Annotated in this window: 29 protein-coding genes and 1 pseudogene; 8 read left to right on the top strand and 22 right to left on the bottom strand. The window is 69.6% G+C overall.

The features are described 5' to 3' along the window. Positions 1-77 precede the first annotated feature (77 nt). The 5 genes from ACLB9X_RS28130 to ACLB9X_RS28110 all read right to left on the bottom strand — a co-directional run bounded on the left by ACLB9X_RS28130 (position 78) and on the right by ACLB9X_RS28110 (position 5,032). Complete coding sequence (locus ACLB9X_RS28130) at positions 78-1,010, bottom strand: glutaminase (RefSeq protein WP_410363219.1); 933 nt, start codon at positions 1,008-1,010, stop codon at positions 78-80. 16 nt (positions 1,011-1,026) lie between these two features. Next, on the bottom strand, positions 1,027-1,725 hold the full coding sequence (locus ACLB9X_RS28125) for a demethylmenaquinone methyltransferase (protein ID WP_410363218.1): 699 nt from the start codon (positions 1,723-1,725) through the stop codon (positions 1,027-1,029). Positions 1,726-2,134: 409 nt separating this feature from the next. After that, positions 2,135-2,785 (bottom strand): imidazolonepropionase-like domain-containing protein, encoded by a 651-nt coding sequence (locus tag ACLB9X_RS28120; protein WP_410363217.1) that lies wholly within the window; start codon positions 2,783-2,785, stop codon positions 2,135-2,137. Between the two features lie 7 nt (positions 2,786-2,792). Beyond that, positions 2,793-3,992: a cyclic dehypoxanthinyl futalosine synthase gene (mqnC, locus tag ACLB9X_RS28115; RefSeq protein ID WP_410363216.1), complete on the bottom strand. Its 1,200-nt coding sequence runs from the start codon at positions 3,990-3,992 to the stop codon at positions 2,793-2,795. A gap of 158 nt (positions 3,993-4,150) precedes the next feature. Further along, on the bottom strand, positions 4,151-5,032 hold the full coding sequence (locus tag ACLB9X_RS28110) for a menaquinone biosynthetic enzyme MqnA/MqnD family protein (protein WP_410363215.1): 882 nt from the start codon (positions 5,030-5,032) through the stop codon (positions 4,151-4,153). A gap of 294 nt (positions 5,033-5,326) precedes the next feature. Here ACLB9X_RS28110 and ACLB9X_RS28105 point away from each other — a divergent pair, with 294 nt between their 5' ends. Then, on the top strand, positions 5,327-5,530 hold the full coding sequence (locus ACLB9X_RS28105; RefSeq protein WP_017948713.1) for a cold-shock protein: 204 nt from the start codon (positions 5,327-5,329) through the stop codon (positions 5,528-5,530). A gap of 152 nt (positions 5,531-5,682) precedes the next feature. Beyond that, positions 5,683-6,297: a hypothetical protein gene (locus ACLB9X_RS28100; protein ID WP_410363214.1), complete on the top strand. Its 615-nt coding sequence runs from the start codon at positions 5,683-5,685 to the stop codon at positions 6,295-6,297. A gap of 34 nt (positions 6,298-6,331) precedes the next feature. On the opposite strand, the gene ACLB9X_RS28095 is transcribed toward ACLB9X_RS28100, so the two are convergent. Continuing rightward, positions 6,332-6,994: a TetR/AcrR family transcriptional regulator gene (locus ACLB9X_RS28095; protein ID WP_410363213.1), complete on the bottom strand. Its 663-nt coding sequence runs from the start codon at positions 6,992-6,994 to the stop codon at positions 6,332-6,334. A 138-nt stretch (positions 6,995-7,132) separates the two neighbouring features. On the opposite strand from ACLB9X_RS28095, the gene ACLB9X_RS28090 reads away from it, so the two are divergent. Beyond that, positions 7,133-7,339, top strand: coding sequence for a hypothetical protein (locus ACLB9X_RS28090; protein ID WP_410363235.1), 207 nt, complete (start codon positions 7,133-7,135; stop codon positions 7,337-7,339). Between the two features lie 39 nt (positions 7,340-7,378). Then, complete coding sequence (locus ACLB9X_RS28085) at positions 7,379-8,755, top strand: recombinase family protein (protein ID WP_410363234.1); 1,377 nt, start codon at positions 7,379-7,381, stop codon at positions 8,753-8,755. A 125-nt stretch (positions 8,756-8,880) separates the two neighbouring features. Here the strand turns inward: ACLB9X_RS28085 and ACLB9X_RS28080 are convergent, their stop codons facing one another. From ACLB9X_RS28080 to ACLB9X_RS28050, 7 genes and pseudogenes are all read right to left on the bottom strand, one after another. Then, a complete protein-coding gene (locus ACLB9X_RS28080) occupies positions 8,881-10,248 on the bottom strand; it encodes a replication initiator (protein WP_410363233.1) in 1,368 nt (455 codons plus the stop codon). A 297-nt stretch (positions 10,249-10,545) separates the two neighbouring features. Then, positions 10,546-10,743 carry a hypothetical protein gene (locus ACLB9X_RS28075; RefSeq protein WP_410363212.1) on the bottom strand — a complete coding sequence of 66 codons (198 nt, stop codon included), beginning with the start codon at positions 10,741-10,743 and terminating at the stop codon, positions 10,546-10,548. Then, positions 10,707-12,036 (bottom strand): annotated as a pseudogene (locus ACLB9X_RS28070) (FtsK/SpoIIIE domain-containing protein). Before ACLB9X_RS28070 ends, ACLB9X_RS28075 begins: the two are co-directional and overlap by 37 nt. Further along, complete coding sequence (locus ACLB9X_RS28065) at positions 12,036-12,377, bottom strand: hypothetical protein (RefSeq protein ID WP_410363211.1); 342 nt, start codon at positions 12,375-12,377, stop codon at positions 12,036-12,038. Before ACLB9X_RS28065 ends, ACLB9X_RS28070 begins: the two are co-directional and overlap by 1 nt. Positions 12,378-12,665: 288 nt before the next feature. Beyond that, complete coding sequence (locus ACLB9X_RS28060; RefSeq protein WP_410363210.1) at positions 12,666-13,241, bottom strand: ATP-binding protein; 576 nt, start codon at positions 13,239-13,241, stop codon at positions 12,666-12,668. A 741-nt stretch (positions 13,242-13,982) separates the two neighbouring features. Continuing rightward, positions 13,983-14,459, bottom strand: coding sequence for a hypothetical protein (locus ACLB9X_RS28055; protein WP_410363209.1), 477 nt, complete (start codon positions 14,457-14,459; stop codon positions 13,983-13,985). 455 nt (positions 14,460-14,914) lie between these two features. Further along, entirely contained in the window at positions 14,915-15,169 is a 255-nt protein-coding gene (locus ACLB9X_RS28050) for a transposase (protein WP_410363232.1), read from the bottom strand. A gap of 138 nt (positions 15,170-15,307) precedes the next feature. Between ACLB9X_RS28050 and ACLB9X_RS28045 the strand changes: the two genes are divergently transcribed. Together ACLB9X_RS28045 and ACLB9X_RS28040 are read left to right on the top strand one after the other, a co-directional pair. Beyond that, positions 15,308-15,466, top strand: coding sequence for a hypothetical protein (locus ACLB9X_RS28045; protein WP_410363208.1), 159 nt, complete (start codon positions 15,308-15,310; stop codon positions 15,464-15,466). A gap of 232 nt (positions 15,467-15,698) precedes the next feature. Beyond that, positions 15,699-16,952, top strand: coding sequence for a VanZ family protein (locus ACLB9X_RS28040; RefSeq protein ID WP_410363207.1), 1,254 nt, complete (start codon positions 15,699-15,701; stop codon positions 16,950-16,952). A 175-nt stretch (positions 16,953-17,127) separates the two neighbouring features. Here ACLB9X_RS28040 and ACLB9X_RS28035 read toward each other — a convergent pair whose 3' ends face one another. The 6 genes from ACLB9X_RS28035 to ACLB9X_RS28010 all read right to left on the bottom strand — a co-directional run bounded on the left by ACLB9X_RS28035 (position 17,128) and on the right by ACLB9X_RS28010 (position 21,566). Then, a complete protein-coding gene (locus tag ACLB9X_RS28035; RefSeq protein ID WP_410363206.1) occupies positions 17,128-18,471 on the bottom strand; it encodes a dicarboxylate/amino acid:cation symporter in 1,344 nt (447 codons plus the stop codon). Between the two features lie 89 nt (positions 18,472-18,560). Then, positions 18,561-18,668 carry a putative leader peptide gene (locus ACLB9X_RS28030; protein WP_410363205.1) on the bottom strand — a complete coding sequence of 36 codons (108 nt, stop codon included), beginning with the start codon at positions 18,666-18,668 and terminating at the stop codon, positions 18,561-18,563. Positions 18,669-18,784: 116 nt separating this feature from the next. Further along, complete coding sequence (locus tag ACLB9X_RS28025; RefSeq protein WP_410363204.1) at positions 18,785-19,081, bottom strand: DUF4229 domain-containing protein; 297 nt, start codon at positions 19,079-19,081, stop codon at positions 18,785-18,787. Between the two features lie 106 nt (positions 19,082-19,187). Beyond that, on the bottom strand, positions 19,188-19,712 hold the full coding sequence (locus ACLB9X_RS28020) for an N-acetyltransferase family protein (protein WP_410363203.1): 525 nt from the start codon (positions 19,710-19,712) through the stop codon (positions 19,188-19,190). A gap of 127 nt (positions 19,713-19,839) precedes the next feature. Next, positions 19,840-21,003 carry an aminofutalosine synthase MqnE gene (gene mqnE, locus ACLB9X_RS28015; RefSeq protein ID WP_410363202.1) on the bottom strand — a complete coding sequence of 388 codons (1,164 nt, stop codon included), beginning with the start codon at positions 21,001-21,003 and terminating at the stop codon, positions 19,840-19,842. A gap of 107 nt (positions 21,004-21,110) precedes the next feature. Next, on the bottom strand, positions 21,111-21,566 hold the full coding sequence (locus ACLB9X_RS28010) for an Lrp/AsnC family transcriptional regulator (RefSeq protein WP_177148502.1): 456 nt from the start codon (positions 21,564-21,566) through the stop codon (positions 21,111-21,113). A gap of 131 nt (positions 21,567-21,697) precedes the next feature. Between ACLB9X_RS28010 and ACLB9X_RS28005 the strand changes: the two genes are divergently transcribed. Next, positions 21,698-21,844, top strand: coding sequence for a hypothetical protein (locus ACLB9X_RS28005; RefSeq protein WP_177148501.1), 147 nt, complete (start codon positions 21,698-21,700; stop codon positions 21,842-21,844). On the opposite strand, the gene ACLB9X_RS28000 is transcribed toward ACLB9X_RS28005, so the two are convergent. Further along, positions 21,841-22,503, bottom strand: coding sequence for a UbiX family flavin prenyltransferase (locus ACLB9X_RS28000; RefSeq protein WP_410363201.1), 663 nt, complete (start codon positions 22,501-22,503; stop codon positions 21,841-21,843). The genes ACLB9X_RS28005 and ACLB9X_RS28000 overlap by 4 nt on opposite strands. A gap of 109 nt (positions 22,504-22,612) precedes the next feature. On the opposite strand from ACLB9X_RS28000, the gene ACLB9X_RS27995 reads away from it, so the two are divergent. Further along, positions 22,613-23,206 (top strand): rhomboid family intramembrane serine protease, encoded by a 594-nt coding sequence (locus ACLB9X_RS27995; RefSeq protein WP_410363200.1) that lies wholly within the window; start codon positions 22,613-22,615, stop codon positions 23,204-23,206. 41 nt (positions 23,207-23,247) lie between these two features. On the opposite strand, the gene mqnP is transcribed toward ACLB9X_RS27995, so the two are convergent. Together mqnP and ACLB9X_RS27985 are read right to left on the bottom strand one after the other, a co-directional pair. Continuing rightward, positions 23,248-24,150: a menaquinone biosynthesis prenyltransferase MqnP gene (gene mqnP, locus ACLB9X_RS27990; RefSeq protein ID WP_410363199.1), complete on the bottom strand. Its 903-nt coding sequence runs from the start codon at positions 24,148-24,150 to the stop codon at positions 23,248-23,250. Further along, positions 24,147-25,598, bottom strand: a complete 1,452-nt coding sequence (locus ACLB9X_RS27985) for a menaquinone biosynthesis decarboxylase (RefSeq protein WP_410363198.1) — start codon at positions 25,596-25,598, stop codon at positions 24,147-24,149. The genes mqnP and ACLB9X_RS27985 overlap by 4 nt, the downstream gene beginning before the upstream one ends. Positions 25,599-25,671 lie beyond the last annotated feature (73 nt).

The raw sequence follows: 25,671 nt of genomic DNA, 5'->3' as shown, positions 1-25,671 counted from the left end.
GAGTGGGGACGGAAGTTGACGCTCGATCAGGAGGACGTAAGCAACTGACTCATCCTGCCACCCCGCCGGTTCCCGCCTCAGAACACGGACAGCCCCGTCAGCGTCGTGAACCTGTCCAGCGCCGCCACCCCGGCCACCGAGTTGCCCCGCGCGTCCAGGCCAGGACTCCACACGCACAGCGTGCAGCGGCCCGGCACGACGGCCACGATCCCGCCGCCGACCCCGCTCTTGCCGGGCAGGCCGACGCGGTAGGCGAAGTCACCGGCCGCGTCGTACGTGCCGCAGGTGAGCATCACCGCGTTGATCTGCTTGGCCTCGCTGCGGGTGAGCAGCCGCGAGCCGTCCGCGCGCAGCCCGTGCCGGGCCAGGAAGCGGGCGGCGCGCGTCAGATCGGCGCAGCTCATCTCGATCGAGCACTGCCAGAAGTAGTGGTCGAGGAGGGCCGGGACGGGGTTGGTGATGTTGCCGTAGGAGGCCATGAAGTGGGCGAGCGCCGCGTTGCGGTCGCCGTGCGCGGACTCCGACTCGGCGACCTCGGGGTCGAAGGCGAGGTTCTTGTTGCCGCTCTCCTCCCGCAGGAATTCGAGCAGTTCGCTGCTGGCGTCGCCGGTGAGCGTCTGCAGCGCGTCGGTGACGACGAGGGCGCCCGCGTTGATGAACGGATTGCGCGGGATGCCGTTCTCGTACTCCAGCTGCACCAGCGAGTTGAACGGGTTGCCGGAGGGCTCACGGCCCACCCGTTCCCACAGGCCGTCGCCGCCCGCGGCGAGCGCGAGGGCGAGGGTGAAGACCTTGGTGATGGACTGGGTGGAGAACGGGTGCCGCCAGTCCCCCACCCCGTACACGTTCCCCTGGAGATCGGCGACGGCCATGCCGAAGCGGTGCGGGTCGACCCCGGCGAGGGCCGGGATGTACTCGGCGGGCCTGCCGCCGCCGACCAGCGGGGCGACGTCCTGCGCGATCTGCTCCAGGACCGCCTGATAGTCCACGGCGATCGACTGGTGTTCCATGCCTGCTGCCTGCTGCCTACTGCTGGGGCTTGGTGCCGCGGTGCAGCGCCACGATGCCGCCGGACAGGTTGCGCCAGGCGACCTTCGTCCAGCCGGCCTGCTGGAGCCGGCGGGCGAGCGCGGGCTGGTCGGGCCAGCTCTGGATCGACTCGGCGAGGTAGACGTACGCGTCCGGGTTGGAGGACACCGCGCGGGCGACGGGCGGCAGCGCCCGCATCAGGTACTCCTCGTACAGGGTGCGGAACGGCGCCCACGTCGCGTGCGAGAACTCGCAGACGACCACACGGCCGCCCGGCTTGGTGACCCGGTACAGCTCGCGCAGCGCCTGGTCGGTGTCCTGCACGTTGCGCAGCCCGAAGGAGATCGTCACGGCGTCGAAGACGTCGTCGGCGAACGGCAGCTTCGTCGCGTCGCCCGCGGTCAGCGGCAGCCACGGGTGCCGCTTCTTGCCCTCGCGGAGCATGCCGAGCGAGAAGTCGCACGGGACGACGTACGCGCCGGTGGCGGTGAACGGCAGCGAGGAGGTGCCGGTGCCGGCCGCGAGGTCGAGGATCTTCTGCGCCGGGCGCGCGTCCACGGCCTTGGCGACCTCCTTGCGCCAGCGCCGGTCCTGACCGAGCGAGAGCACGTCGTTGGTGAGGTCGTAGTTCGCCGCCACGTCGTCGAACATCGAGGCGACTTCGTGCGGCTGCTTGTCCAGGGTTGCGCGGGTCACTGGCGTTCGGCCTCGCATGCTCGGGTAGGGGCGGACCCGCTCATTCTCGCAGGCGTCCCGACGCCGTCGGCCGGGGGCTTGCCGAGCGGGCGCAGCGGAGTCCGGGCCGGACTTCGGGCGGGCCCGTTCCACCCGCCGGCCGGGCGGAGACCGGCCCCGGTGGGCCGCTCCTGGCCCGTGGCCGGTGCCGACCGGAGCCCCGCCGACACCTCGCCCCCCTCGGCTCGGCGACGCGCCTTCCCGGAAGCGTCGCCCCCCATCGGGATCCGCCGGACCGGCGCGCCGGAAGGCGGACGACCGCCGGGGGAACTGGCGACGCACCGCCCGGGCCCGCACCTGCGGTGCCGGGGCGCGGCGGTGCGGGACGGGCGCGGGGCGTGCCGCTCGGGCCCCGGCGGCCGTGCCCGGCTCACCTCCGGCGGTACACCAGCCGGCCGCCGAGGACGGTCGCGACGCAGGTACCCGCGCCCCGGGCCACGAGGTCGGCCTCGTCGGCCGCGTCGAAGACGGCCAGGTCGGCGAGGCCCCCGGCGGTGAGCGGACTGTGGACGGTGCCGGGCAGGTCGTACCCCTCGACGAGGGGGTCGAGGTCGGGGCCGTCCCAGACCGGCGGGGCGAGCACCGCCGTACGCGGCACCTCGCGCAGCCCGGCCCGCGCCACGGCCTGCCGCACCTCGGCCGCCGCGCCGAGGCCGACGTGCGTCGTCCCGTGCGCCAGCATCCGCTGAATGCCGCGCCGCACGCTGCCCGCCATCCGCGCCGTGTCGGGCGCGAGCGCGTCGAAGGCCGCGCCGGTGACCGGCGCGGTGCCGAGCTCGTCCGCCTCGCGGGGGTCGGGGTGGTACACCCGCGTGAGCAGCCAGTGCCCGTGCCACTGGCGCAGCCCCGGCGTCACCACCCCCGGCCAGCGCCGCGTCCGCGCACCCGGGTGTGCCGCCGCCACGTCCTCGTACGGGCCGAGGGCGGCGATCTCCGTGCCGCGTACGGCGACCGCACCGCCCGGCACCGGCGCGTGTCCGCCGCCGGGCAGCAGCAGGTCACCGACGTGAATCGTCAGCACAGTCGCCTCAGTTGGCGCCGAGCAGCTTCAGCTCCGGGTGCGCCGTCCCGCCCTCGATCGCCGTGGACGAGATGTGCGATACCACGCGCTCGTCGACCGGGTCGTCCGCCGGGTCCTCGTGCACGACGATGTGTTCGTACGTCGTCGTGCGCTGCGCCGGCACGCGGCCCGCCTTGCGGATCAGGTCGATGATCTCCATGCGGTTGGAGCGGTGCTTGGCGCCGGCCGAGGAGACGACGTTCTCCTCCAGCATGATCGAGCCGAGGTCGTCCGCGCCGTAGTGCAGCGACAGCTGGCCGACCTCCTTGCCCGTGGTCAGCCAGGAGCCCTGGATGTGTGCGACGTTGTCGAGGAACAGACGCGCGATCGCGATCATGCGCAGGTACTCGAACAGGGTCGCCTGCGTACGGCCCTTGAGGTGGTTGTTCTCGGGCTGGTACGTGTACGGGATGAAGGCGCGGAAGCCGCCCGTGCGGTCCTGCACGTCGCGGATCATCCGCAGGTGCTCGATCCGCTCGGCGTTGGTCTCGCCCGTGCCCATCAGCATCGTGGAGGTCGACTCGACGCCGAGGCCGTGCGCGATCTCCATGATCTCCAGCCACCGCTCACCGGACTCCTTGAGCGGCGCGATCGCCTTGCGCGGGCGCTCCGGCAGCAGCTCGGCGCCGGCGCCCGCGAAGGAGTCGAGCCCGGCCGCGTGGATACGGGTGATCGCCTCCTCGACGGAGACGCCGGAGATCCGCGCCATGTGCTCCACCTCGGACGCGCCGAGCGAGTGGATCACCAGCTGCGGGAAGTCCTTCTTGATGGCCGCGAAGTGCTTCTCGTAGTACTCCACGCCGTAGTCGGGGTGGTGGCCGCCCTGGAACATGATCTGCGTGCCGCCGAGTTCGACGGTCTCCGCGCAGCGGCGCAGGATGTCGTCGAGGTCGCGGGTCCAGCCCTTGGCGGTGTCCTTCGGCGGGGCATAGAAGGCGCAGAACTTGCAGGCCGTGACGCACACGTTGGTGTAGTTGATGTTGCGCTCGATGATGTACGTCGCGATGTGCTCCGTACCGGCGTACCGGCGCCGGCGCACGGCGTCCGCCGCGACGCCCAGCGCGTGGAGCGGCGCGGAGCGGTAGAGGTCGAGCGCTTCCTCGGCGGTGATCCGCCCGCCTGCGGCGGCTCGGTCCAGGACGGGCTGAAGGTCGGCCTGCTCGGTCACCGGGCGTCACCTTTCGGCGGTCTTTCTGCGGATCTACGGACCGATCCAGGCTACGCCACGGCCTCTGCGCCCGGCCGCGGGCCTCCCGCCCCGCGCCCGCTCGGCGCCGCACCCACCGTCCGGTCGACGGACCGCCCAACAGACGAGGGGGTGGGGTGTCAGCGGTGCCCGTCGAGCAGCTCGACGTCCACATCGGCGGGAAAACCGGTGGTCGGTCCCGTCCTGCGCGCGAACTCCCGTACGCCCGCGAGCTGATCGGGCCCGAAGCGGAAGTCCAGCGTCGTGAAGTAGCGCTCCAGCAGCTCGGCGTCGAAGCTCTCCCAGCGCGCCGCCTGCTCGGCGACCTTGGCGACCTCCTCCAGGGACAGGTCACGCGAGGCGAGGAACGCCTCGTGCACCTTGCGCACGACGACGGGCTCACGGGCCAGGTAGTCCTTGCGCGCGGCCCAGACCGCGAAGACGAAGGGCAGTCCGGTCCAGTCCTTCCACATCTGCCCGAGGTCGTGGACCCGCAGGCCGAGGCGGGGGGCGTCGTGCAGGGAGGCGCGCAGCGCGGCGTCCCCGATGAGAACGGCGGCCTCCGCCTCCTGCATCATCACGCCGAGGTCCGGCGGGCAGGTGAAGTAGTCGGGCGCCACCCCGTACCGCTCGGCGAGCAGCAGCTGCGCGAGGCGCACCGAGGTGCGGGAGGTGGACCCGAGCGCGACCCGCACCCCGTCCAGCTGCTCCAGCGGCAGCTGGGAGACGATCACGCAGGACATCACGGGGCCGTCGCAGCCGACGGCGAGGTCGGGAAATGCGACGAGGTCTTCCGCATTGCGCAGGAATTCCACGAGGGTGACCGGCGCGATGTCGAGTTCGCCGCGCACCAGGCGCTCACTGAGCTTCTCGGGAGTGTCCTTCGTCAGTTCCAGGTCGAGAAGAGTTCCCGTTCTGGCAAGCCCCCAGTAAAGAGGAAGACAGTTCAGAAACTGGATGTGGCCGACACGCGGCCGGCTGCGACGGATGTCGGTTGCTGTGCTTTCACCGTGACTGTCCACATCGTGAGGCTAGACCCGGGCTCTGCGGCGGTACGCGCCGGGTCCGCGCGGTGTCCCCGCCGGCCCGCCCGAACTGGGCTTCGTCAGCACGACGAGCCCCCCATCAAACGTCCGGGTGACGTGATCTTTCCCTCTACCGCTGTGCGCACGCTGCGTGCTAGGCTCGACGCAAGTTGCAGTTTGGTTTCCCTTGCAGTACAGAGCCTGCGGAGCATGTAACCCGCAGGCTTTTGTAGTTTTCAGACTTCTTGCAGGTTCTGGAGCAGGGCAACCCTTTGGCCCATAGGAGGGCTTATGGCTACCGGAACCGTCAAGTGGTTCAACGCTGAAAAGGGCTTCGGCTTCATCGCCCAGGACGGCGGCGGCCCGGATGTCTTCGTCCACTACTCCGCGATCAACGCGACCGGCTTCCGCTCCCTCGAGGAGAACCAGGTCGTGAACTTCGACGTCACCCAGGGCCCCAAGGGCCCGCAGGCGGAGAACGTCACCCCGGCCTGATCGGCCACGGGTCGGCGATCGCGCACGACTTAGCAGTACCAAGGAGCCCCGTTCCGTCCGGAACGGGGCTCCTGCCTTTGTGACGCAGAGGCCCGTCACCCGAATGCACGAGCCGCCTTGCCCACCGCGCCGCCCGGCCGTCGCATGGAGCCATGTTCGTTCGTACGACGTATGCGACAGGTGATCCGGCCGCGCTCGACGGGGCCGTGCAGGCACTGACCACGGAAGGCAGGCAGCGGCTCGTGGCAGAGCCCGGCTTCCGGGGCGCGGGCATGTTCGTGGACCGCGCGCTCGGCAAGCTGCTGACCGGAACGTGGTGGGAGGACGAAGCGGCCCTTCGGGCGAGCGCCGACCGTATGGCGCAGGTGCGCGCCGAGGTGCTGGCGTCGTTCGCGACGACCGTGACGGTCGACAACTGGAAGGCCGCGGTCGCGGCCCGCGCCGAGTCGGTGCCCGAGGGCGCCCGCTTCCGGCTGACCCGGCTGGATTTCGCCCCGCCCGACGCGGACAGCCTGGCTGACGCGTTCGAGAACGACGTCCTGCCGCGGCTGCGGAACCTGTCCGGATTCCTCGGCGGATCGCTCCTCATCGACCGCGCCGCCGGACGCGGAGCCGTGGGCACGGTCTATGCCGACCAGGACAGCATCGCCGCCTCCCGCGGTCCCGTCGCCGCGATGCGGGGCGAGGCCACGCGCAAGGCGCGGGCGAGCCTGGTGTCGCTGGAGGAGTTCGAGGTGGTCATGGTGGAGAGCCCGCCGCCGTCCTGACGAGGCGGACCCTGGAGCCGGAGCCCCGCCGGGATCAGCGCGGGCTCCAGCGCTCCCCCCGCATGAGCCGGTCGAGCCCCGTCCAGGCGAAGTTCATCAAGAGGCCCGCCGTCTCCTTGGCCGAGACCCCGCCGGACTCGTTCGCCCAGCCGGCCAGCGACTCGGCGGCGCCCACCAGCGCCTGGGCGAGGCCGGTCACGTCCCGGTCGGCCAGCTCGGCGTCGCGGTGTCCCGCCGGCGGCACGCCCTGCCGGGCCGCGGCCGCGATCAGGCCGGTCACGAAGGCGGCGATGTCCTCGCGCATCCGCGCCACCTCGGCGGCGAACGGCTCACCGTGCGTACGCGCCTGGTGGTGCAGCACGGCCCAGCCGTCGGGGTTCTCGGCGGTGTGGCGGAAGAACGCCTCCAGGCCGGCCCACATCTGCCGGTCGGCCGACAGGCCCGGCTCGACGGCCGCCTGCACGGCCTCGGTCAGGGCCTTGGCCTCCCGCCGGATGCAGGCCGTGAACAGCTCTTCCTTGGAGTTCAGGTACAGATAGACGAGCGGCTTGGAGACCCCCGCCAGCTCGGCGATCTCGTCCATCGACGCGGCCCGGTAGCCGCGCTGCCCGAAGGTGCGGACGGCGGCGTCCATCATCTGCTGCTCGCGCACGGCCCGCGGCATCCGCTTGGCCCTCACGCCCTCCACAGCACCCATTGTCGACGTTCCTCCCACCCCGTGCCTTACTCAGCGGTAAGCGTACGGCGCGGCGGAAGGCCGGACCGAACGGCGGAGAACGGCGAGGAGAACGCCCCTTTTCGGGCCCCCGCAGCATGCTGGTGGGGGCGGACAACGATGGACACCGACCGGCACGAGCCGGTCGATGTCCCCGGGCCCGCTCCCACGTGCAGGGTGCAGGTCTTACGCCGCGGCCGGGACGGCGACCTCGCGTCCGTGCCCTTCGCCACGGCCTCGTCGATGGGCGAGGACGTGGCCGCCTGGTACGCGTCGCGGTCGAGGATGTTCTCGCGGGCGGCGACCAGCACCGGCACCAGCGCCTGACCGGCTACGTTCGTAACCAAGGACCGCAAGGGCCAGGAACTGGGCATCAAGCGGCAGGAGACAGCATGCCGCGAGTTGTGCGAGCAGCGCGGGTGGACAGTGCACAAGGTCTACCCGGAGAACGACACGTCAGCATCGACCACGAGCCGTAAGAAGCGTCCGCAGTACGCCGAGATGATGCGGGACGCCAAGGCTGGGGTGATCGACGCGATTGTCGTGTACTCGATCGACCGCCTCACGCGCCGTATCGCAGAGCTGACGAACTTCCTGGAGGAGCAGAAGGATCACGGCTTCCAGTTCGCCACGACGGAGGGCGAAGACACCTCGACCGCGTCCGGCCGGATGATCCTGACGATCAAGGGTGCGGTGGCACAGCAGGAGACCGAGCGCATGGGTGAGCGCGTCAACGCTGCGCTGCTACAGCGCCGCGAGAAGGGCAAGCCGCACGCGGGAGGCCCACGAGTCTTCGGATTCGAGCCCGGATCCAACTTTCAACGAGTCGTGCCGGAAGAGGTCGACTTGATCCGTCGTGGGTATCACCTGTTGATGAGCAACAGGACACCCGGGGACGTTGCTCGCTTATGGAATGCGCAGGGATCACGCACCGTCGGAACTCAGACGGCCTGGACGATCCAGAAGGTCAAGCGCGTGTACCGATCCGAGCGCGTCGGCGGCATCGTCACCTACAAGGGCCAGGAGATCGGCGACAGCATCTGTCCCCACCCCCTCACGCGCGAGGAGTGGGAGAACATCCAAGCGGTACTGGATGGCCGCGCTACGCGTGCCGGCCGCGGGTCCGGCAAGCGCAAGCACGTCTATACAGGCTTCCTCAAGTGCGGGTACTGCAAGTCGACAATGCGGGTCCAGTGGGCCACGATCCAGGGCCGCACCTTCCGACGGGCGTTCTGCAACTCGACGCAAGTTGGTGCAAACGGCGAGCTCGGATGCGGCAAGGTCAGCCGGAAGTACGAGTGGATCGAGGAGCGACTGAACGAGTTGGTCGAGGCGGCACTGTCCCAGCGAAAGCCGATGCCGCCGACCGCTCCCAGCGAGGATCTGACCGAAGAGGTCAAGGCCCTTGAGGAGCGCATCCGGCTGCTCCGCCTTCGTTGGAAGGAAGGACAGATGGAGGACGAGGACTACTTTGATTCCCTGACTCATCTTCGCGGCCAGCTGCAACAACTCCGAAGCCGGGAGGCGGCGGCCGCGGTCGCCGAGGCCCGTACCGAGACGGACGCCTTGGAAGTCTGGCGGGACGAGAGCGCCGAAAACCTCGAACGACGACGCGCGATCGTGGCGACCGTGATCGACGAGGTCGAGGTCTACAGCGTCGGCCGTGGACGCCGGAAGCCGCCTGAACTCTCGTCCATCAGGATCACGCCGGTTGCCGCAGCTCCGGATCCGGACGAGGGATAGACGCCGCAAGCCGGTCTGCCACATAGCTGTCTACGACGCCTGCCATGCGGGCGTCGTAGTCGTCCGGGGGCACCCAGCGAGCGAGTACCTGTGAGATCCACTCGGGGAGGGCTGCTCTCTCGTTGTCACCCAAGAGCGTCACCCCGCTCTCGGAGGACATCCCGGACGATCTCCCAATTCCGGGTGAGATCATCTGCAACGCTGGCCGCGATGAGGGCAGCGCCCCGGGTGTGGCCGGAGCCGACGAAGCGCCAGTGGGCATCGGTGGTTGTGTCCGGGCCGGACAGTTCGCCGTGGCCCTGGTGTTCGGCACGGTCAGCACGTAGAGCCGCGTACGTGGTTGAGTAGGCGCGGGACTTGGTGAGGATGTGGCCCCGGTAGCCGAGGGTGTGCGCCCATGCCCGCAGGTGCAGTGGCTTGTACTCGGGGAGGCCGCCGAGTCGCCAGCAGGTGCGCATGAGGGTGCGGACGTGGGCGGTCACCGGTGCCGCGTCAATGTCGTCCCAAGTGGCGAGTCGGTGGTCGGTGCCGGCGCCTGTCTCGCTGGCTCCCTTGGTGACGTACTTCGCGACGTACGCGGCCACTGCTTCGTCATCGGGGCCGGGGCCGTTCACTCGCAGGGGACGGGCGTCGACCTGGGTGCCCCAGCGGAGGGCGAGTTCGCCGAGGGCGGGGCTGTAGGGGGTACGGACCACGATCCGGTGCGCGGACGCTCGAACGGCGTCGGCCAGGCGATCGACGGTGCCCCAGGCCGGGGGTTCGTCGTCTGGTCCGGCCGGGCCGTCGAGGCGTACGACCGCGTGCACGTGGACGGCGGCGCGCTTTTGGTACTCGGCGACGCGGGCGAAGGACAGACGCGCGTGGTCCGGGAAGCGGGACTGCGTCAGTCCGGCCGCCGAGGCGAGCCGACGGCGGACGCCGATGACGAAGCGGTCCCAGAGCTTGCCCGCGTGCGCGTGCCACAGCGCGTGGGCCGGGTAGTCGTAGCAGTCGGCGCAGAGGGGTTGGCCGACGAGGAAATCAGCTGCGTCATGGATGGCGCGGCAGCCGAGGGGACGACCGTGCTCGCACGCGCCGCCGTCGCGGCGGGGCCGGCAGCGACCACCCGCCCGGTGCACGGGCCCGAAGGACGGAGCGGTGAGGGTGACGAAGAGCCGAGGCCGGTAGCGGACTGTCGCGGGGACGGTCTTGCCGCCGATCAGGCCCGCGCGGACGAGGTGGAAGGTGTCTCCCGCGTGGAGACGGGAGCAGGGTGCGCAGACGGTCGCGCGTCTGTTCCGGCAGCGGACGGAGAGGCGTTCGGCGGGCTCGTGACGGGTGTCGTAGTGGTGCAGGATCTCGCCCGTGATGGCGTCCCGCGTGATCGCCGAGCCGGACAGATGGACCGGGTGGGAGCATCCTCCGGTAGCGGTGATCTGCTCCAGCCATCGGGCGAACTTGGGATCTTGGGCGAGTCGTATCGCGTCGCGGTCTGCCTCGGAGAGCTGACGCAGGCGCGCCGCGCGGTCGAGGGCGGCGCGCCTGTCAGCCGAGGTGAACTCGGGTGTGATGGTGGGGACCTTCCGGGATGGGCCGCCGAGGCGGCACGGTGGGTGGTTGGTGGCGCGCTGTCGGTCATGAGTTGGGCTCCTTACGTGGGTGGTCGGTCTGCCGGTCTCAGGTCAGCGGATGGTTCCGGTGCCCCGGCAGACGCGGCAGCGGTGCCGGCGTCCGGTCCAGGTCCTGCGAGTTCCTTCGCCCTTGCACTGGGGGCACCTCACGCGACTCATGGGCATGTCTTTCCTTCCTCCTCAGGTGTGGGAGAAGCCGCTGATGACCCAGGTCACGAAGCCGTGGACGGTGAAGACCACGGGCGTCTGGCCTAGGCAGACCCCGAAGAGGCCGACGCAGACCGCTTCCCATGCGCGTACGTCGCGGGAGCGGACGAGGAGGACGGTGATGATCCCGAAGATCACCGAGAACGTGAACGCCACACCTTCGCTGACCACTTGTCGTCTCCTTCCAGCGCATCGAGTGCGCGGTCTATGGCGGGCAGGTCCGGGGTCATGGCCGAGTGCTTCCGGGCCATGACCATGGCTTCCTCGGTCGTCGTCAGGTGCGATCGGGCGCGGCTCCAACCGCCGTCCGGGCCGGTGCAGACGGCCACGCCCTGTTCCTCGGCAGTGATCGACTGGGCGACCGCCACGGCGTCCTTGTTGAGGTCGCCGAGGGTCATTTCCGCCGTGCCGGGGTCGTTGACCCGGTGGCAGATACGGCCGCCAAGTTGGGCCCGCAGTGCGGTGACTCCGGGCCCGAGATCCGAGCCGACGCGTTGCCCGGCGACGACCAGGTGCAGGCCGAGTGCGGCACCGAGCTGGGCCAGGCGGAGGAGGAGCGTGGAGCACTGCTCCGCCTCAGCCTTGCTCTCGCGTCTGCCGTCGGAGAGGTACAGCTCTGCCAGTTCGTCGACGATCACGACGACCGGCACGGGCCGCAGCTTGTCGGGCAGCTCCCAGATCGAGCGCACCCCCGCCGCCCGGCAGGCACGCATGCGGTCCTGCATGTCGACGACGAGCGCGGCGAGTACCGCGACCGCCTCGCGCCTGCATGTCGTGAGCGCGCTCAGCCGGTCGGCGAACAAGCCGAGTTCCATCCCGCCCTTGCAGTCGATGCCGACCAGGGCAACCGGCTGCGGCGCGAGTTGGGTGATCAGCCGGGCAAGCAAGGTGGACTTGCCCGAACGTGTAGCACCGGCAATGAGCCAGTGCGGCACCGAGATCCATCACCCATGCCCCGCCGCTCTCCAGTGCGCCGATGAGCGCGGACAGCAGCGCGGCGGGAGCTGTCGCCAGGCCGGGCCGTTCCAGCGGATCGCTGGCCGTCGCGGTCAGGAGCACGAGGCCGCGTTCCGGCGAGGTGACGCGCACGGCGTGGACCTTCCACGCATGCATGAGCGCGTCGGCCGCCTTCATGTACGTCGCCGGGGTCTGGCCGGCGTGCAGCCGCACGACCACGGTCAGGCCCATGCTGGTAGCGCGCGGGAAGGAGATACGCGGAGCGACCGGGCGCAGAGGATCACCCTTGACCACCACGTCCCCGAGCAGCCCGCGCGGCGGGCGGCGGGACACCGCAAGGTCGTTGAGCATGGCGACCTTGCGCCAGGTGAACAGCACCCGGCATGCGGTGAGCGGGTAGCCGGTGACGTACCAGTGCCAGGCCGGGCGCTGCCGCCGCAGCAGGTCGCCGACCACCAGGAGCCAGGCGAGTACGGCGAGCGCGAAGGCGAGCAGGATCGCACCCATCACGCACCACCGCCGGCCTTGGCCGGTCCCGCAGCCGCAGCGCCGGTCACCGCGGTGACCGCGTCGGCGCGGAAGCTGATTCCGTGCCGGTCGCCCATCGACCAGGCGAACGCCACCAGGCCCGTGACCTTGACGATCTGGCCTTCCTCGATGCCCTTCGGCTCACCGGACACGGCGATCTCGATCACGGAGATACGCCGTCGGTCCTGCCGCACCGTGACGGCCACGGTGTAGATCGTGTTGCCGTCGCGGTCCTTCTTCACCTCCTGTGTCTCGGAGTTGCTGATCTTCGCTTCGGGCGCGATGGCGCACCGCAGTACGCCCAGTCGCGCCGTGTCCACGGCGGGCCACTCCCGGAGGTGTCCGTGCTCAACACCCAGTCCGCGTAGCGCCACACGGCCCGTGTAGTCATCGCCGCCCCTCCCGACCTGAACCGCGTCGTCCGCCGGGCTCCACCGCCACTACGTCTGTCGCGTTCACGCGCCGGGCGGGTCCCGACGTGAAGACCAGCACCACCGACGGACGCCCCGAGGTACGGCGGTCCGAGCGCACTGCTTTGACCTCCCGCTGTCGACCCCGGTCGCTCACCACATCTCCGCGCCGAAGCCGCAGCGCCAGCACTCGTGCCATCACGTCGACCGCCCCTCATCAGCGCCCATGGACGGGGTTCCGCCAGAGCCGCTGTCGAGGTCGAAGCGACAGACGACGCTCTTGCCGCCGCTCTCCCCAAGCGTCCACCACACGCCGTTCGCCAGGGTGCACACGATGTGCAGCCCCCGTCCGTGATCGGGTAACAGCGCTTCCGGCAGGTCCTCGGCCAGGTCCGGACCGAAGCCGTCACCGAGCGGCAGCGTGGGCGGGTCCGAGTCTTCGTCGGCCACCTCCACGAACAGCCATCGCGGCCAGGAGCGCAGGGTGAGTGTGATCACCGGGCGGTGGCCGGGCTCCAACGGGTAACGGTTCGCATGGAGCACCACGTTGCCGACCAACTCCGAGACGCACAGTTCCACGTCCTCGGCCAGGCCATCGAGGTCCCAGCTCGTCAGCGTCCCGACCGCCATGTGTCGCGCGGCGTGCGGGGTGTCCTCTGCGTCCGCAAGGAGAGTGAGCGCGCGGAAGCGGTCCGCCGCCGCTACCTCAGCACGCCCGACGATTCCCGTCTCTGCTGCCGGGAGTAAGCCGCGTAAGACCTTTCCGGTTTCCATGACACGATCAACCGTCCTCGGTCACGTCTACCAGGGCGTTCCTGGCAGGGTGAACCGAGGATGCACGCCCTGTTCCCGCTGTCGCTCCCCCCTCTTGGGGACCCCCCACGTGGGTACACTCGCGAGACGGACACCGAAGAGATGTCAGGTCAATCACCACGGGGAAGTGAGATGACCGAAGTTGCTCCGACGCCGGCAGCCCTGCCGCCGCACGTCCTGAACGCGCCGACGTGCGCTCAGCGATCGCCAACCACGATTTCGGCGAGGTGTTCAGACTCGCCAGGCTGACACGGCAAGATCAGCTACGCCAAGATTGCCGAGGCGGTCGGCTACAAGCGCGAGCACATCGGCAAGATGGCCAGGGACGACACCGAAGGCAAGGGCGTTCGCCCCCGGATTACCCAGTACCGCAAGATCCTTGAAGTGGTGGACGGACTGCGCATCCCCGGCCACCTCGCTGGACTCGCCCCACGTCCATGGGAGCTGGAGCGGCGAGTGAACACGTCCCAGCCGGGGGACCCGAGCACCCTTCTCGCACAAGGCGGTGCCGGCCTGTGGGACATCGCCGAACTACTGCGGCAAACGGAAATGTCCAACATCAACAGTGTGGCCCTGGAGTCGATCGAGCAGGGCATCGACCAGTTGGCCCGCGCCTACCCATACGCCAACGCCGACTACCTGCACCAGCGCACCCGGAACGGCTTGCAGTACGTCGTCAAGCAGCTCGAAGGCCGGATGACGCTACGTCAGCACCGGGAGCTTCTCGTCGACGCCGGATGGCTGTTCCTGCTGAACGCGTGCGTCCAGTACGACCGGGGCCATCGGGAGGCCGCCAACCTCAGCAAGGCCGCAGCACTCCGGATCGGCGACGAGGCCGGCCACGGCGAGATCAAGGCGTGGGCGTGGGAGATCGAGGCATGGTTCGCCCTCACCCAGAGCCGATGGCAGGACATGCTCGACGCGGTCGAAGCCGGGCACGTTGCCGACCAGACGCACTCCGTCGGTGTGCAGCTGTACGCGCACAAGGCCCGCGCAGCCGCCCGGATGGGAGACGCCCGATTGGTCCGCGACTCCTTGGACGCCGGACGCGCGAGGCTGGACCGCCTGCCCCGCCCGGACCACCCCGAACACCACTTCATCATCGACCCGGACAAGTGGGACTTCTACGAGATGGACGCTTACCGCCTCCTCGGAGACGATGAGCGCGCCGCCAACCACGCCCGGTCAGTGATCCGGATCAGCACCGGCCCCGACGGCACCGAGATCTCCCCCATGCGCGCCGCAGAAGCCCGCCTCACACTCGGAGTCACCGCGGCCCGCACCGGCGACATAGACGAGGCCATCGGCATGGCCAACAAGGCACTCGAAGCCGACCGGAAGTCACTCCCCTCGCTCCTTCTAGTCGCCAACGAGCTGGACAAGGAACTCCGCTCCCGCTACCCCTGCGAAACCGCCACCCGCGACTTCCATGAGGGCCACTCGGGCCCCGCTCCTCGGAACGAGCGGGGCCCCGAGTCATGCATGCCGGTGGTCAGAAAGTTCGGCGTCGGTGGCAGGCCGGGCCAGCCACCGGTAGTAGGGCTGGCGGGCCAGCCCGAGCACCCGGCACGTCACCGCCACCGGCACCCGGTGAGGGGCATCGGCGGCGGCCAGCTCACGGACGAGCGGGTACATCATTTTGCCGGCAGGTTCGCCTGTGACAGATACGCCGCAGCCCTCCTGAGCACCTCGTTCTCCTGCTCCAGCAACCGGATCCGTTTGCGTGCCTCGCGCAGCTCGGCCGACTCAGCCGACGTCGTTGCGGGCCTGGCGCCCTCATGGGTCTCGGCGCGGCGCAGCCACTTCGACAACGTGATCGGGTGGACCCCGAAGTCGGCGGCGATCTGTTCCAGCGTGACGCCGGGCTCGCGGTTGCGTGCGACCCGCACGACGTCCTCGCGGAACTCCTTCGGATACGGCTTGGGCACTGCAACATCCTTCCAGGCCGCTTCTCAGCAAGCCAGGTCAGGTGTCACCCAACCCTGCAGCAGTCCCGGTCCTCCGTCAGCGTCCGCCTCGGCTACTCCATGAGCGGTAGCACCACATACTCCTCCTACTTCACCATCAGCTCCGGCCAGACGGTGACGAAATCCTGGAAGAAGTTCGGGGACTACCTCTGCTACAGCAGCACCGGTGTGCTCCAGTACAGCAGCGGCACCTACCAGACGCCCGCCGCACACTGCTAAACCAGCAGCGCCAAGGGCCCCGCCTGACAAGGCGGGGCCCTTCGCCGCCCCCGCCCTGACCCTGGCAAGGACACACCTGTGTTTACCGCGATCTTCCAACATAACTACGGTTACCTGGCCGCCTGCGTGCTGGCCGCCCTCGTCCTGGGTGGCGCGGCATGGTTGCTCTCCAGCCGTCTGGGCAACCCCCCACGGTGTGTGGTGGGCTGGGCTTGTCAGCACGCTCACCGGCGTGCTCGGTGTCACCTTTAGGGGCAGTGGCTCGGCCAGCGGCCAATGCGTCATCAACCACGATCTTGCCCAGCCCTTCCAAACCACCCAGGGGCTGTGGAATCTCGCCATGACGGTGCCGCTCGGACTCTTCACCCTTCTGGCCCTGCGCCGGCCATTGCCCGCCCTTGTCGGCGTCATCGCGCTGCCCTTGGCCATCGAGTTCACCCAGGCCACGGTGAACGGCCTGGGGCGTGTGTGCGACAGTGCGGACGCTGAGATGAACATCCTCGGTGGCCTTGCAGGGCTCGCTGTCGCCGCATTGGCACTGGCCAAGCGGGGGTCACTCGATTGGCGGGCCAGCGCCAAGGCGTCGTTGATCGCTTCCGCGGTGCTCCTTGTGCTGGGCGCGGGCGTGGCCCGCCCGGTAGTGACCTTCGCGCATGTGGACGGCACTGGGCTGTCGGCTGCGGACTCTCTGCAGCAGCAGGCCGTCGAGCGGGTTGTGAAAGAGGCGTTCGGCGACCGGTATGAGCTGGGACGCGTGTATGACCAGCCCTGTGTGGGAGCACCGTGCACGAATGTCATCTTCACCCTGCTCAGCCGAGACAAGAGGCATCCAGAGGCGTTTGGCAACGGCAGCCTGTCATGGCCGGATAAGAAGCACCTGAACGTGCTGTTGGAAGACAGCGACCGTCCCACCGTCATGGGGTATCCCGTGGCGGGAGCGCAGGCGCCGTCCAACGAGCAGGAGGCGTACCAGGTCGCGCAGTTGTACATGCGCGAGCGCTACCCGTGGGGGCAGGGTGCGGTAACGCACAAGACGTACCCAGTGGGAGAGAAGGCGGAACTGGGATGGATGACCAGCTGGCGGTGGCTCGACAACGATGTGCTGATGCCGAAGATGCTGGATGTGCAGATCGACAGGGCCGGGCGCGTCTCGCAGGTGGATGTGACTCTCGGTCCCACCCACCTGAAACTTGAGAAGGCGAAGCTGGATGCCGGGCAGGCCGAGAAGGCGGTGCGAGAGGTGATGACCGCCCAGCTCCGGGCCCGTGGAGGCGGTGTTCCGGACGAGCTTCAGGTCAAGGCGTTCACGCTCAAGGCGGTTGAGCGGAAGGGCGCTTGGCGGCCCGAGTGGCTCGTGGGCGTGTCGATGGGCGAAGACGGACAGGAAGCCGACCCGCTGGCGTCAGCGGCGGCGGACACGTGGCGGGTGGATGCCGTGAGCGGACAGGTGTATGACGGCACCGATGCGCCGGTGAAGGCTGGTTGACGTCTGCTCCCCGACCCCCTAGATCGTGCCCTCCACCTCACCACGTAGGACACGGGTCTTCTGGCACCTTGCTCACGTCATCAGATCACGCCGAAGCCCCCGCCCAGCCTCATCGAGCCGTGCGGGGGCTTCCCTGTTGTCGCTGCTTAGCCGAGCGCGACACCGGCTTGGGGAGCTACGCAGTGACCGGGACGGTCACTTTCTGCTCAGCGTCACGCACGTCGACAGCATCGATGGGCGACGACTTCGCCGCGTTGTAGGCGTCGCGGTCGAGGATGCCCTCACGCGCAGCAACAATCAACGGGCATACAACTTGACCGGCCACGTTCGTCGCGGTCCGCATCATGTCGAGGACCGGGTCGATCGCCATCAGCAGGCCCACGCCCTCCAGCGGAAGGCCGAGCGTGGAGAGGGTCAGCGTCAGCATGACGGTCGCGCCGGTCAGACCCGCCGTGGCGGCCGAGCCGACGACCGAGACGAAGGCGATCAGCACGTACTCCTTGATGCCCAGCTGCACGTCGAAGATCTGCGCGATGAAGATCGCGGCGAGCGCCGGGTAGATCGCGGCGCAGCCGTCCATCTTGGTGGTCGCGCCGAACGGGACGGCGAAGGAGGTGTAGTCCTTCGGTACGCCGAGGCGCTCGGTGACCTTCTGGGTGACCGGCATGGTGCCGACCGAGGAGCGGGAGACGAAGGCCAGCTGGATGGCGGGCCAGGCGCCCTTGAAGAACTGGAGCGGGTTGACCTTCGCGACGGTCGCCAGCAGCAGCGGGTAGACGCCGAACAGGACCAGCGCGCAGCCGATGTAGACGTCGGCGGTGAACGTGGCGTACTTGCCGATCAGGTCCCAGCCGTAGTCGGCGATGGCGAAGCCGATCAGGCCGACGGTACCGATGGGCGCGAGGCGGATGACCCACCACAGGGCCTTCTGGAGCAGCTCCAGGACGGACTCGCTCAGGGCGAGGATCGGCTTGGCACGGTCGCCGAGCTTGAGGGCGGCGATGCCGGCGACGGCGGCCATGAAGACGATCTGGAGGACGTTCAGCTCGGTGAAGGGCGTGATGACGTCGGTCGGCACGATGCCGGTGAGGAAGTCGATCCAGGAGCCGGCGTGCTCGGGCTTCTGGCCGTCCTTCGGGGTGAGGCCGGTACCGGCGCCGGGGTTGGTGACCAGGCCGATGACGAGGCCGATGGCGACCGCGATCAGCGACGTGATCATGAACCAGAGCAGGGTGCGGGTGGCCAGCCGGGCGGCGTTGTTGACCTTCCGCAGGTTCGCGATCGAGACCAGGATCGCGAAGAAGACGAGCGGCGCGACCGCCAGCTTCAGCAGCTGGACGAAGATCGAGCCGACCTGGTCGAGGGTGTCCTTCAGCCAGGAGACGTCCTGGCTGCGGGCGAGCCAGCCGAGCAGGACGCCGAGCACCAGACCGGCGACGATCTGGGCCCAGAAGGGGATCTTCGGTATGCGGTTATTCGGTATGCGGTTACCGGACGCGGACACAGTGGTCGCGGACACGGGCACACTCCACAGGGCGTAGCGGGGACAGACGGGGAAGGGGGGTGCGGCGCCCGGGCGCGAATGCGCGGTGCCGCCGTGATGCCGGGTCAGACCTGGCGGCAACAGACCGCGGACGTACAGCGGCAGAGATCGACATGCAGGCGCGCCACGAGCGGGATGCTCGCGGCGGTGTGGTGGCGCACTGATGTCTTCATGCCGACACGTTAACACTTGAACTTTGAGAACCTCAAAGCTCCCCTTTGAGACAACCCCGCAGGCATCCTCGGGGACCCTCGGACCCCTTCGGGGCCCGTCGGCCCCGCGCCCGCCGCTACTGCGTGACGCCGTCCTCCTGGGAACGGTTGGCGTCCAGGCTCGCCTTGGCCCGGTCCACCTTCGTGGCGATCTGCTCGGACATGGCGTCGCGCTGCTTACGCAGGAGCACGAAGCTTAGGGGCGCGGAGAGCACGAGGGCGAGCAGTACGACCCAGGCGAAGTTGGCGTCGCCCAGGCCCTTGGGCAGGGCGCCGACCTGCACGAGACCGGCGACGACGACGAAGCAGCCGACGAAGATCGCGAGCCGCAGCAGGGTGTACCGGATCGCGGCGCTCGACTTTCCTGCGGACACGGCGGGCCTTCTTCCTTGGTACGACAGGTATGACAGAGGTGCCCGTCCAGTGAAGCACGCCCGACAAATGGGGCGGTCCGCAGGGCCTCGATGAGGAGTGGGCGGCTCAGTGCAGCGGCAGGAGCATGATGACGTCGTCGCGGTCGTCGCCGTCCGCGACGCGGATGGCGCCCGGGACGCGGCCGACCTCCTTGTACCCGCAGGCGGCGTAGAAGCGGTCGGCGCCGGTGCCGCCTCGGCAGGTGAGGCGTATCGCCTCGACGCCCTCCAGGCCGCGGGCGGCGTCCGCCGCGGCGGCCATCAGGTCGCGGCCGTAGCCCTTGCCCTGGTGGCGGGGGTGGACCATGACGGTGTACAGCCAGATCCAGTGGGTCATCAGGCGGTGCGTGTTGAGCGCGAGGAACGCCGTGGCCGCGATCTCGCCGTCCTCGTCACGCCCGACGAGCAGCCGCATCCGGCCCTCGGCCATGGCCGTCAGGTGCTTGACCCACTCGGGGCGTATGTCGTCGACGGTGACGGGTGGCACGAAGCCGACGGCTCCGCCGGCGTTGCTGACGTCGGCCCACAGCTCCAGCACGCCGTCGCGCAGAGCCGGCCCGCCGGGCGGATCGAGTTCGAAGGTGAGAGCCATGCGGGCCAGCGTAGGAAAGGCCCGGCGGCGGGCACGCGGATTTCCACGGTACGAGACGTATCCCACGCTCCGGACCGGACACGGCGCTCCGCCCCCGGCCGGGGGCAGGGGGCGGAGCCACCGGACGTCAGACGCGCATCGGCTGCGGGGACTCGCGGCGGGAGGCGTCCGGGCCGGGGTACTCGCGGATGACCTCGTAGCGCGTGTTGCGCTCGACCGGGCGGAAGCCGGCGTCGCGGATCAGGTCGAGCAGGTCGTCGCGGGTGAGCTTGTTCGGCGTGCCGTAGTTGTCGGCGTCGTGCGTGATCTTGTACTCGACGACCGAGCCGTCCATGTCGTCGGCACCGTGCTGGAGGGCGAGTTGGGCGGTCTGCACGCCGTGCATCACCCAGAAGACCTTGACGTGCTGGATGTTGTCGAACAGCAGGCGCGAGACCGCGAAGGTCTTCAGCGCCTCCGCGCCCGTCGCCATGGTCGTGCGCGCCTGCAGCTTGTTGCGGACCTTGCCGTCCTGCATGTCGACGAAGTCGTGCTGGTAGCGCAGCGGGATGAAGACCTGGAAGCCGCCGGTCTCGTCCTGCAGTTCCCGCAGGCGCAGGACGTGGTCCACGCGGTGGCGCGGCTCCTCGATGTGCCCGTACAGCATCGTGCACGGGGTCTTGAGGCCCTTCTCGTGCGCGAGGCGGTGGATGCGCGACCAGTCCTCCCAGTGGGTGCGGTGGTCGACGATGTGCTGCCGGACCTCCCAGTCGAAGATCTCCGCGCCGCCGCCGGTCAGCGATTCGAGGCCGGCCTCGATCAGCTCGTCGAGGATCTCGGAGGCGGACAGCCCCGAGATGGTCTCGAAGTGGTGGATCTCGGTGGCGGTGAACGCCTTGAGGGAGACGTTCGGCAGGGCCTTCTTCAGCTCGCTCAGCGAACGGGGGTAGTACCGCCACGGCAGGTTGGGGTGGAGGCCGTTGACGATGTGCAGCTCCGTGAGGTTCTCGTTCTCCATCGCCTTGGCGAGGCGGACGGCCTCCTCGATGCGCATGGTGTACGCGTCCTTCTCGCCCGGCTTGCGCTGGAACGAGCAGTAGGCGCACGACGCGGTGCACACGTTGGTCATGTTGAGGTGGCGGTTGACGTTGAAGTGGACCACGTCGCCGTTCTTGCGCGTGCGGACCTCGTGGGCGAGGCCGCCGAGCCAGGCCAGGTCGTCCGACGCGTAGAGCGCGATGCCGTCCTCACGGGTCAGCCGCTCACCGGCCCGGACCTTCTCCTCCAGCTCGCGCTTGAGTCCCGCGTCCATACGACGGCCGCCTCCCATATCTCCACGTAAAACAGGCTCCGCCCACCGTACTCCCCCGCCCTTGCCGTCCTTTCACGGGCGGGGCGGTACGGCGGACGGCGGGTGGCTCACGCCTCGTCGGGGAGGTCTCCGACGCGGTTCTCCCACTTGGTGGAGAGGACGATCGTGGTGCGGGTGCGGGAGACGCCGCGGGTGCCGGAGAGCCGGCGGATGGTCTTCTCCAGGCCGTCGACGTCGCTGGCGCGCACCTTGAGCATGTACGAGTCGTCGCCGGCGATGAACCAGCAGTCCTCGATCTCGGCGAGGTCCCGCAGCCGGCGGGCGACGTCCTCGTGGTCGGCGGCGTCCGACAGCGAGATGCCGATGAGGGCCGTGACGCCGAGGCCGAGCGAGGCCGCGTCCACGGTGGCGCGGTAGCCGGTGATGACCCCCGCCGCCTCCAGGCGGTTGATGCGGTCCGTCACGGAGGGGCCGGAGAGCCCCACAAGCCGGCCGAGCTCGGCGTACGAGGCTCTGCCGTTCTCGCGCAGGGCCTGGATGAGCTGCCTGTCCACGGCGTCCATAGACTCAAGCCTTCCATTGTTCAGCGATACCGCAAGTATACGTGTAGAATCTAAGGTGTACAGGGCCGACACCCTGCGAATTACTCAAACGATCAGAGTTGATCCCACAAGGATCGCGATCCATACAGGAGATGACACTCACCGTGTACACGATCGAGATGGCCTACGCCCACATGCGACAGCTGCAGGAGCTGGCCAACCGCTCGCGTGCCCACCAGCCCTCTGCCGCCCGCCGGGCCGACCGGACCCGCGCGCCGCGCCGCGGCCGGAAGAGCTAACCGTCCGCGGAGCCACCTCCGAGCTCACCCTCCCAACGGCGGTACAGCCGGTGCGGCACCCCTGCCGCGTCCAGCACCCGCCCGGCGACGAAGTCGACCAGATCCTGGATGTGCGTCGCCCCCGCGTAGAACGCCGGAGAGGCGGGCAACACCACGGCGCCCGCCTCGTCCAGCGTCACCAGGTGCTTCAGCGTCTGCCCGTTCAGCGGGGTCTCCCGCACGGCGACCACCAGCCTGCGCCGCTCCTTGAGCGTCACGCTCGCGGCCCGCTGGAGCAGGTCCTTCGAAAGGCCCAGCGCCACTCCCGCCACGCAGGCGGTGGACGCGGGCACGATCAGCATCCCCTTGGCCGGGTACGACCCCGACGACGGGCCCGCGGCGAGGTCACCCGCGGCCCAGTGGCGCACCCCGGACACGTCGATGTCGAACGTGTCGGGCTTGCCGTCCGCCCCGCGGGCCAGCCACTGACGCAGGTCGTCCTGCCAGTGCGCGTCCCGGAAGGCGATCCCGGTCTCGTCCAGCAGCGTCAGCCGTGAGGCGCGGCTGACGACGAGGTCCACGCTCTCGCCGGCCGCGAGCAGCGCCCGCAGCACGGCGGCGGCGTACGGCGTGCCGGAGGCACCCGACACCCCCACGACCCACGGCCGGCGACTGTTCATTTCCTGCGGCTCCACACGGGTGAGCCTATCCGGCGAGGCACGTGCGGAACTGCGCAAGGCGGGCCCGGCGTTCCCGGTGGAGACGCACACACACCGCAGGGGGCCCGCGATGCCGCACACACCCGCCACACCGTGGACCGCGTCGGACCGCGCGAAGGCCGCGGCCGTGCTCATGCTGGGCTGGGTCGGGCTGCTGTGGGCGCTCGAAGCGGTCGACGTGGCCACGGGCCACTCGCTGGACGCGTACGGCATCGTGGCCCGTGAGCCCGGCGAGCTGGCCGACGTGGTCCCGGCCGCCTTCCTGCACTTCGGCTTCGCGCATGTCGCGGCCAACAGCGTCCCGCTGCTGATCTTCGGCTTCCTCGCCGCGCTCGGCGGAATCCGCCGCTTCCTCGCCGTGTCCGTGCTGATCGTCGTGGTGTCCGGCCTGGGTGTGTGGCTGTTCTCCCCGGCCGGCGCGAACACGGCCGGCGCGTCCGGCCTCGTCTTCGGCCTCTTCGGCTACCTGGTGGCGCGCGGCTTCGTGGAGCGCAAGGCGCTGGACCTGGTGGTGGGACTGCTCGTGGGCGCGGTGTGGGGCAGCTCGGTCCTGCTCGGCATCTCACCGGCCGAGACCGCGGTGAGCTGGCAGGGCCACCTCTTCGGCCTGCTGGCGGGCGTGGCGGCGGCCTTCGTCTTCCGCCGCCGCGCCGCTCGCGCCTAGGCTCCCGGGTCCACCGGCGGCTTGTCGGTGTCGATCGCCGGCTAGAGGGTCAGACCTCGAACGAGGAGATCGAGCAGCGCACACACGAACAGGGCAATCCCGATGAAGCCGTTGACGGTGAAGAACGCCCTGTTCAGACGCGACAGGTCGTGCGGGCGCACGATCGTGTGCTCGTAGCCGAACGCCGCCGCCACGATCACCAGCCCCAGCCACAGGAACACGCCCGCGTCCGTGGCCAGCGCGTACCAGACGAACAGCGCCATCGTCATGACGTGGCAGCCGCGCGCCCCGTACAGCGCCGCCGGGATGCCGAAGCGCGCGGGGACCGACTTCACGCCGTGGGCCCGGTCGGCCTGGACGTCCTGGCAGGCGAAGATCAGGTCGAAGCCGCCGATCCACACGCCCACCGCGAGACCGAGGATCACCGCCTCCCACGACCACGCGCCGGTGACCGCGATCCACGCGCCGATCGGCCCCATGGCCTGGGCCAGACCGAGGATGGCGTGCGGGAAGTCCGTGAACCGCTTGCCGTACGGGTAGACCACCATCGGCACCACGGCGACCGGCGCGAGCGCCAGGCACAGCGGGTTGAGCAGGGCCGCCGCGCCGAGGAAGACGACGACGGCGACCAGCGCGCCCGTCCACGCCGAACGGACCGACACCGCGCCGGTCACCAGCTCGCGCGAGGCCGTACGCGGGTTACGGGCGTCGATCTCCCGGTCGATGACCCGGTTGCACGCCATCGCGAACGTCCGCAGGCCCACCATCGCGACGGTGACGAGCAGCAGCTGGACCCAGTGGACGGTGCGGTCGTGCCGGAACATCGCGGTGAGGGCGGCGATGTAGGCGAACGGCAGCGCGAAGACCGAGTGCTCGATCATCACCAGGCGCAGGAACGCCCTGGTGCGTCCGGGCTGCGGGACGGCCGCGGCGGCGGAGGTCACAGGCCGTACTCCTTCCAGCGGCGGTCGACCTTCGCCGCCGTCTCGGGGTCGGACACGACCATCTCGGGCCAGCCGCCGTCGCGGGTGTAGCCCTCCTCGGGGAGCTTCCGCGTCGCGTCGATGCCCGCCTTGCCGCCCCAGAACTGCTGGTAGGAGGCGTGGTCGAGATGGTCGACCGGGCCCTCGACGACGGTGAGGTCGCGCGCGTAGTCCGTGTTGCCGAGCGCGCGCCAGGAGACCTCGTGCAGGTCGTGGACGTCGCAGTCGGCGTCGACGACGACGATCAGCTTGGTCAGCGACATCATGTGCGCGCCCCAGATCGCGTGCATGACCTTCTGCGCGTGCTTCGGGTACTTCTTGTCGATCGAGACGATCGCGCAGTTGTGGAAACCGCCCGACTCCGGCAGGTGGTAGTCCACGATGTCCGGCACGATGATCTTGAGGAGCGGAAGGAAGAAGCGCTCGGTGGCACGGCCCAGCGGCCCGTCCTCCGTCGGCGGCCGGCCCACCACGATCGACTGGAGCAGCGGCCGCTTGCGCATCGTCACGCAGTCGATCGTCAGCGCCGGGAACGGCTCCTGCGGCGTGTAGAAGCCGGTGTGGTCGCCGAACGGGCCCTCGGGAAGCATCTTCCCCGGCTCCAGCCAGCCCTCCAGCACGACCTCCGCGTTCGCCGGGACCTGGAGCGGCACGGTCTTGCAGTCGACCATCTCGATCCGCTTGCCCGCGACGAACCCCGCGAACAGGTACTCGTCGATGTCGCCGGGCAGCGGGGCGGTCGACGCGTAGGTGACGGCCGGCGGGCAGCCGAAGGCGATCGCGACCGGCAGCCGCTCGCCGCGCCGGGCGGCGACCTGGTAGTGGTTGCGGCTGTCCTTGTGGATCTGCCAGTGCATGCCGATGGTGCGCCGGTCGTGGCGCTGGAGGCGGTACAGACCGAGGTTGCGCACACCGGACTCGGGGTCCTTGGTGTGCGTGAGCCCGAGGTTGAAGAAGGAGCCGCCGTCCTCGGGCCAGGTGAACAGCGCGGGCAGGGCGTCCAGGTCGACGTCGTCGCCCGTCAGGACGACCTCCTGCACGGGCGCGTCCTTCACCTTCTTCGGCGGCACGTGCACCATCGAGCCCAGCTTGCCGAACGCCTCGCGCACCCCGACGAACCCGTGCGGCAGCTCGGGCTTGAGCAGGCCGCCGATCTTGTCGCTGATCTCGTCGTAGGACGTCAGCCCGAGCGCCTTGAGCAGCCGGCGGTCGGTGCCGAACACGTTCATCGCCAGCGGCATCGCCGAGCCGCGCACGTTCTCGAAGAGCAGGGCGGGCCCGCCGGCCTTGTTCACCCGGTCGACGATCTCCCCGACCTCGAGATACGGGTCGACTTCGGCCTTGATGCGCTTGAGGTCGCCCTCGCGCTCCAGCGCCCGGAGCAGGGAGCGAAGATCGTCGTAAGCCATGGGGCCAAGTATCAGCCACGGGCTACCCTGGCCCCGTCACCGGGGCCGGGGAACACGGCTCCGCCAAGTCTCC

The organism is Streptomyces sp. 5K101 (genome assembly GCF_046506645.1).
Classification (GTDB): domain Bacteria; phylum Actinomycetota; class Actinomycetes; order Streptomycetales; family Streptomycetaceae; genus Streptomyces.
This window is presented reverse-complemented; position numbering and strand designations above follow the sequence as displayed.

Coding starts and splice junctions, on each gene's coding strand:
- ACLB9X_RS28020 (WP_410363203.1), bottom strand. CDS start 19,712: ATGGCTCTCACCTTCGAACTCGATCCGCCCGGCGGGCCGGCTCTGCGC.
- ACLB9X_RS28000 (WP_410363201.1), bottom strand. CDS start 22,503: ATGAACAGTCGCCGGCCGTGGGTCGTGGGGGTGTCGGGTGCCTCCGGC.
- ACLB9X_RS28090 (WP_410363235.1), top strand. CDS start 7,133: ATGGACACCGACCGGCACGAGCCGGTCGATGTCCCCGGGCCCGCTCCC.
- ACLB9X_RS28130 (WP_410363219.1), bottom strand. CDS start 1,010: ATGGAACACCAGTCGATCGCCGTGGACTATCAGGCGGTCCTGGAGCAG.
- mqnE (WP_410363202.1), bottom strand. CDS start 21,003: ATGGACGCGGGACTCAAGCGCGAGCTGGAGGAGAAGGTCCGGGCCGGT.
- ACLB9X_RS28095 (WP_410363213.1), bottom strand. CDS start 6,994: ATGGGTGCTGTGGAGGGCGTGAGGGCCAAGCGGATGCCGCGGGCCGTG.
- ACLB9X_RS28105 (WP_017948713.1), top strand. CDS start 5,327: ATGGCTACCGGAACCGTCAAGTGGTTCAACGCTGAAAAGGGCTTCGGC.
- ACLB9X_RS27995 (WP_410363200.1), top strand. CDS start 22,613: ATGCCGCACACACCCGCCACACCGTGGACCGCGTCGGACCGCGCGAAG.
- ACLB9X_RS28030 (WP_410363205.1), bottom strand. CDS start 18,668: ATGAAGACATCAGTGCGCCACCACACCGCCGCGAGCATCCCGCTCGTG.
- ACLB9X_RS28060 (WP_410363210.1), bottom strand. CDS start 13,241: ATGGAAACCGGAAAGGTCTTACGCGGCTTACTCCCGGCAGCAGAGACG.
- ACLB9X_RS28100 (WP_410363214.1), top strand. CDS start 5,683: ATGTTCGTTCGTACGACGTATGCGACAGGTGATCCGGCCGCGCTCGAC.
- ACLB9X_RS28010 (WP_177148502.1), bottom strand. CDS start 21,566: ATGGACGCCGTGGACAGGCAGCTCATCCAGGCCCTGCGCGAGAACGGC.
- ACLB9X_RS28005 (WP_177148501.1), top strand. CDS start 21,698: ATGACACTCACCGTGTACACGATCGAGATGGCCTACGCCCACATGCGA.
- ACLB9X_RS28045 (WP_410363208.1), top strand. CDS start 15,308: ATGAGCGGTAGCACCACATACTCCTCCTACTTCACCATCAGCTCCGGC.
- ACLB9X_RS27985 (WP_410363198.1), bottom strand. CDS start 25,598: ATGGCTTACGACGATCTTCGCTCCCTGCTCCGGGCGCTGGAGCGCGAG.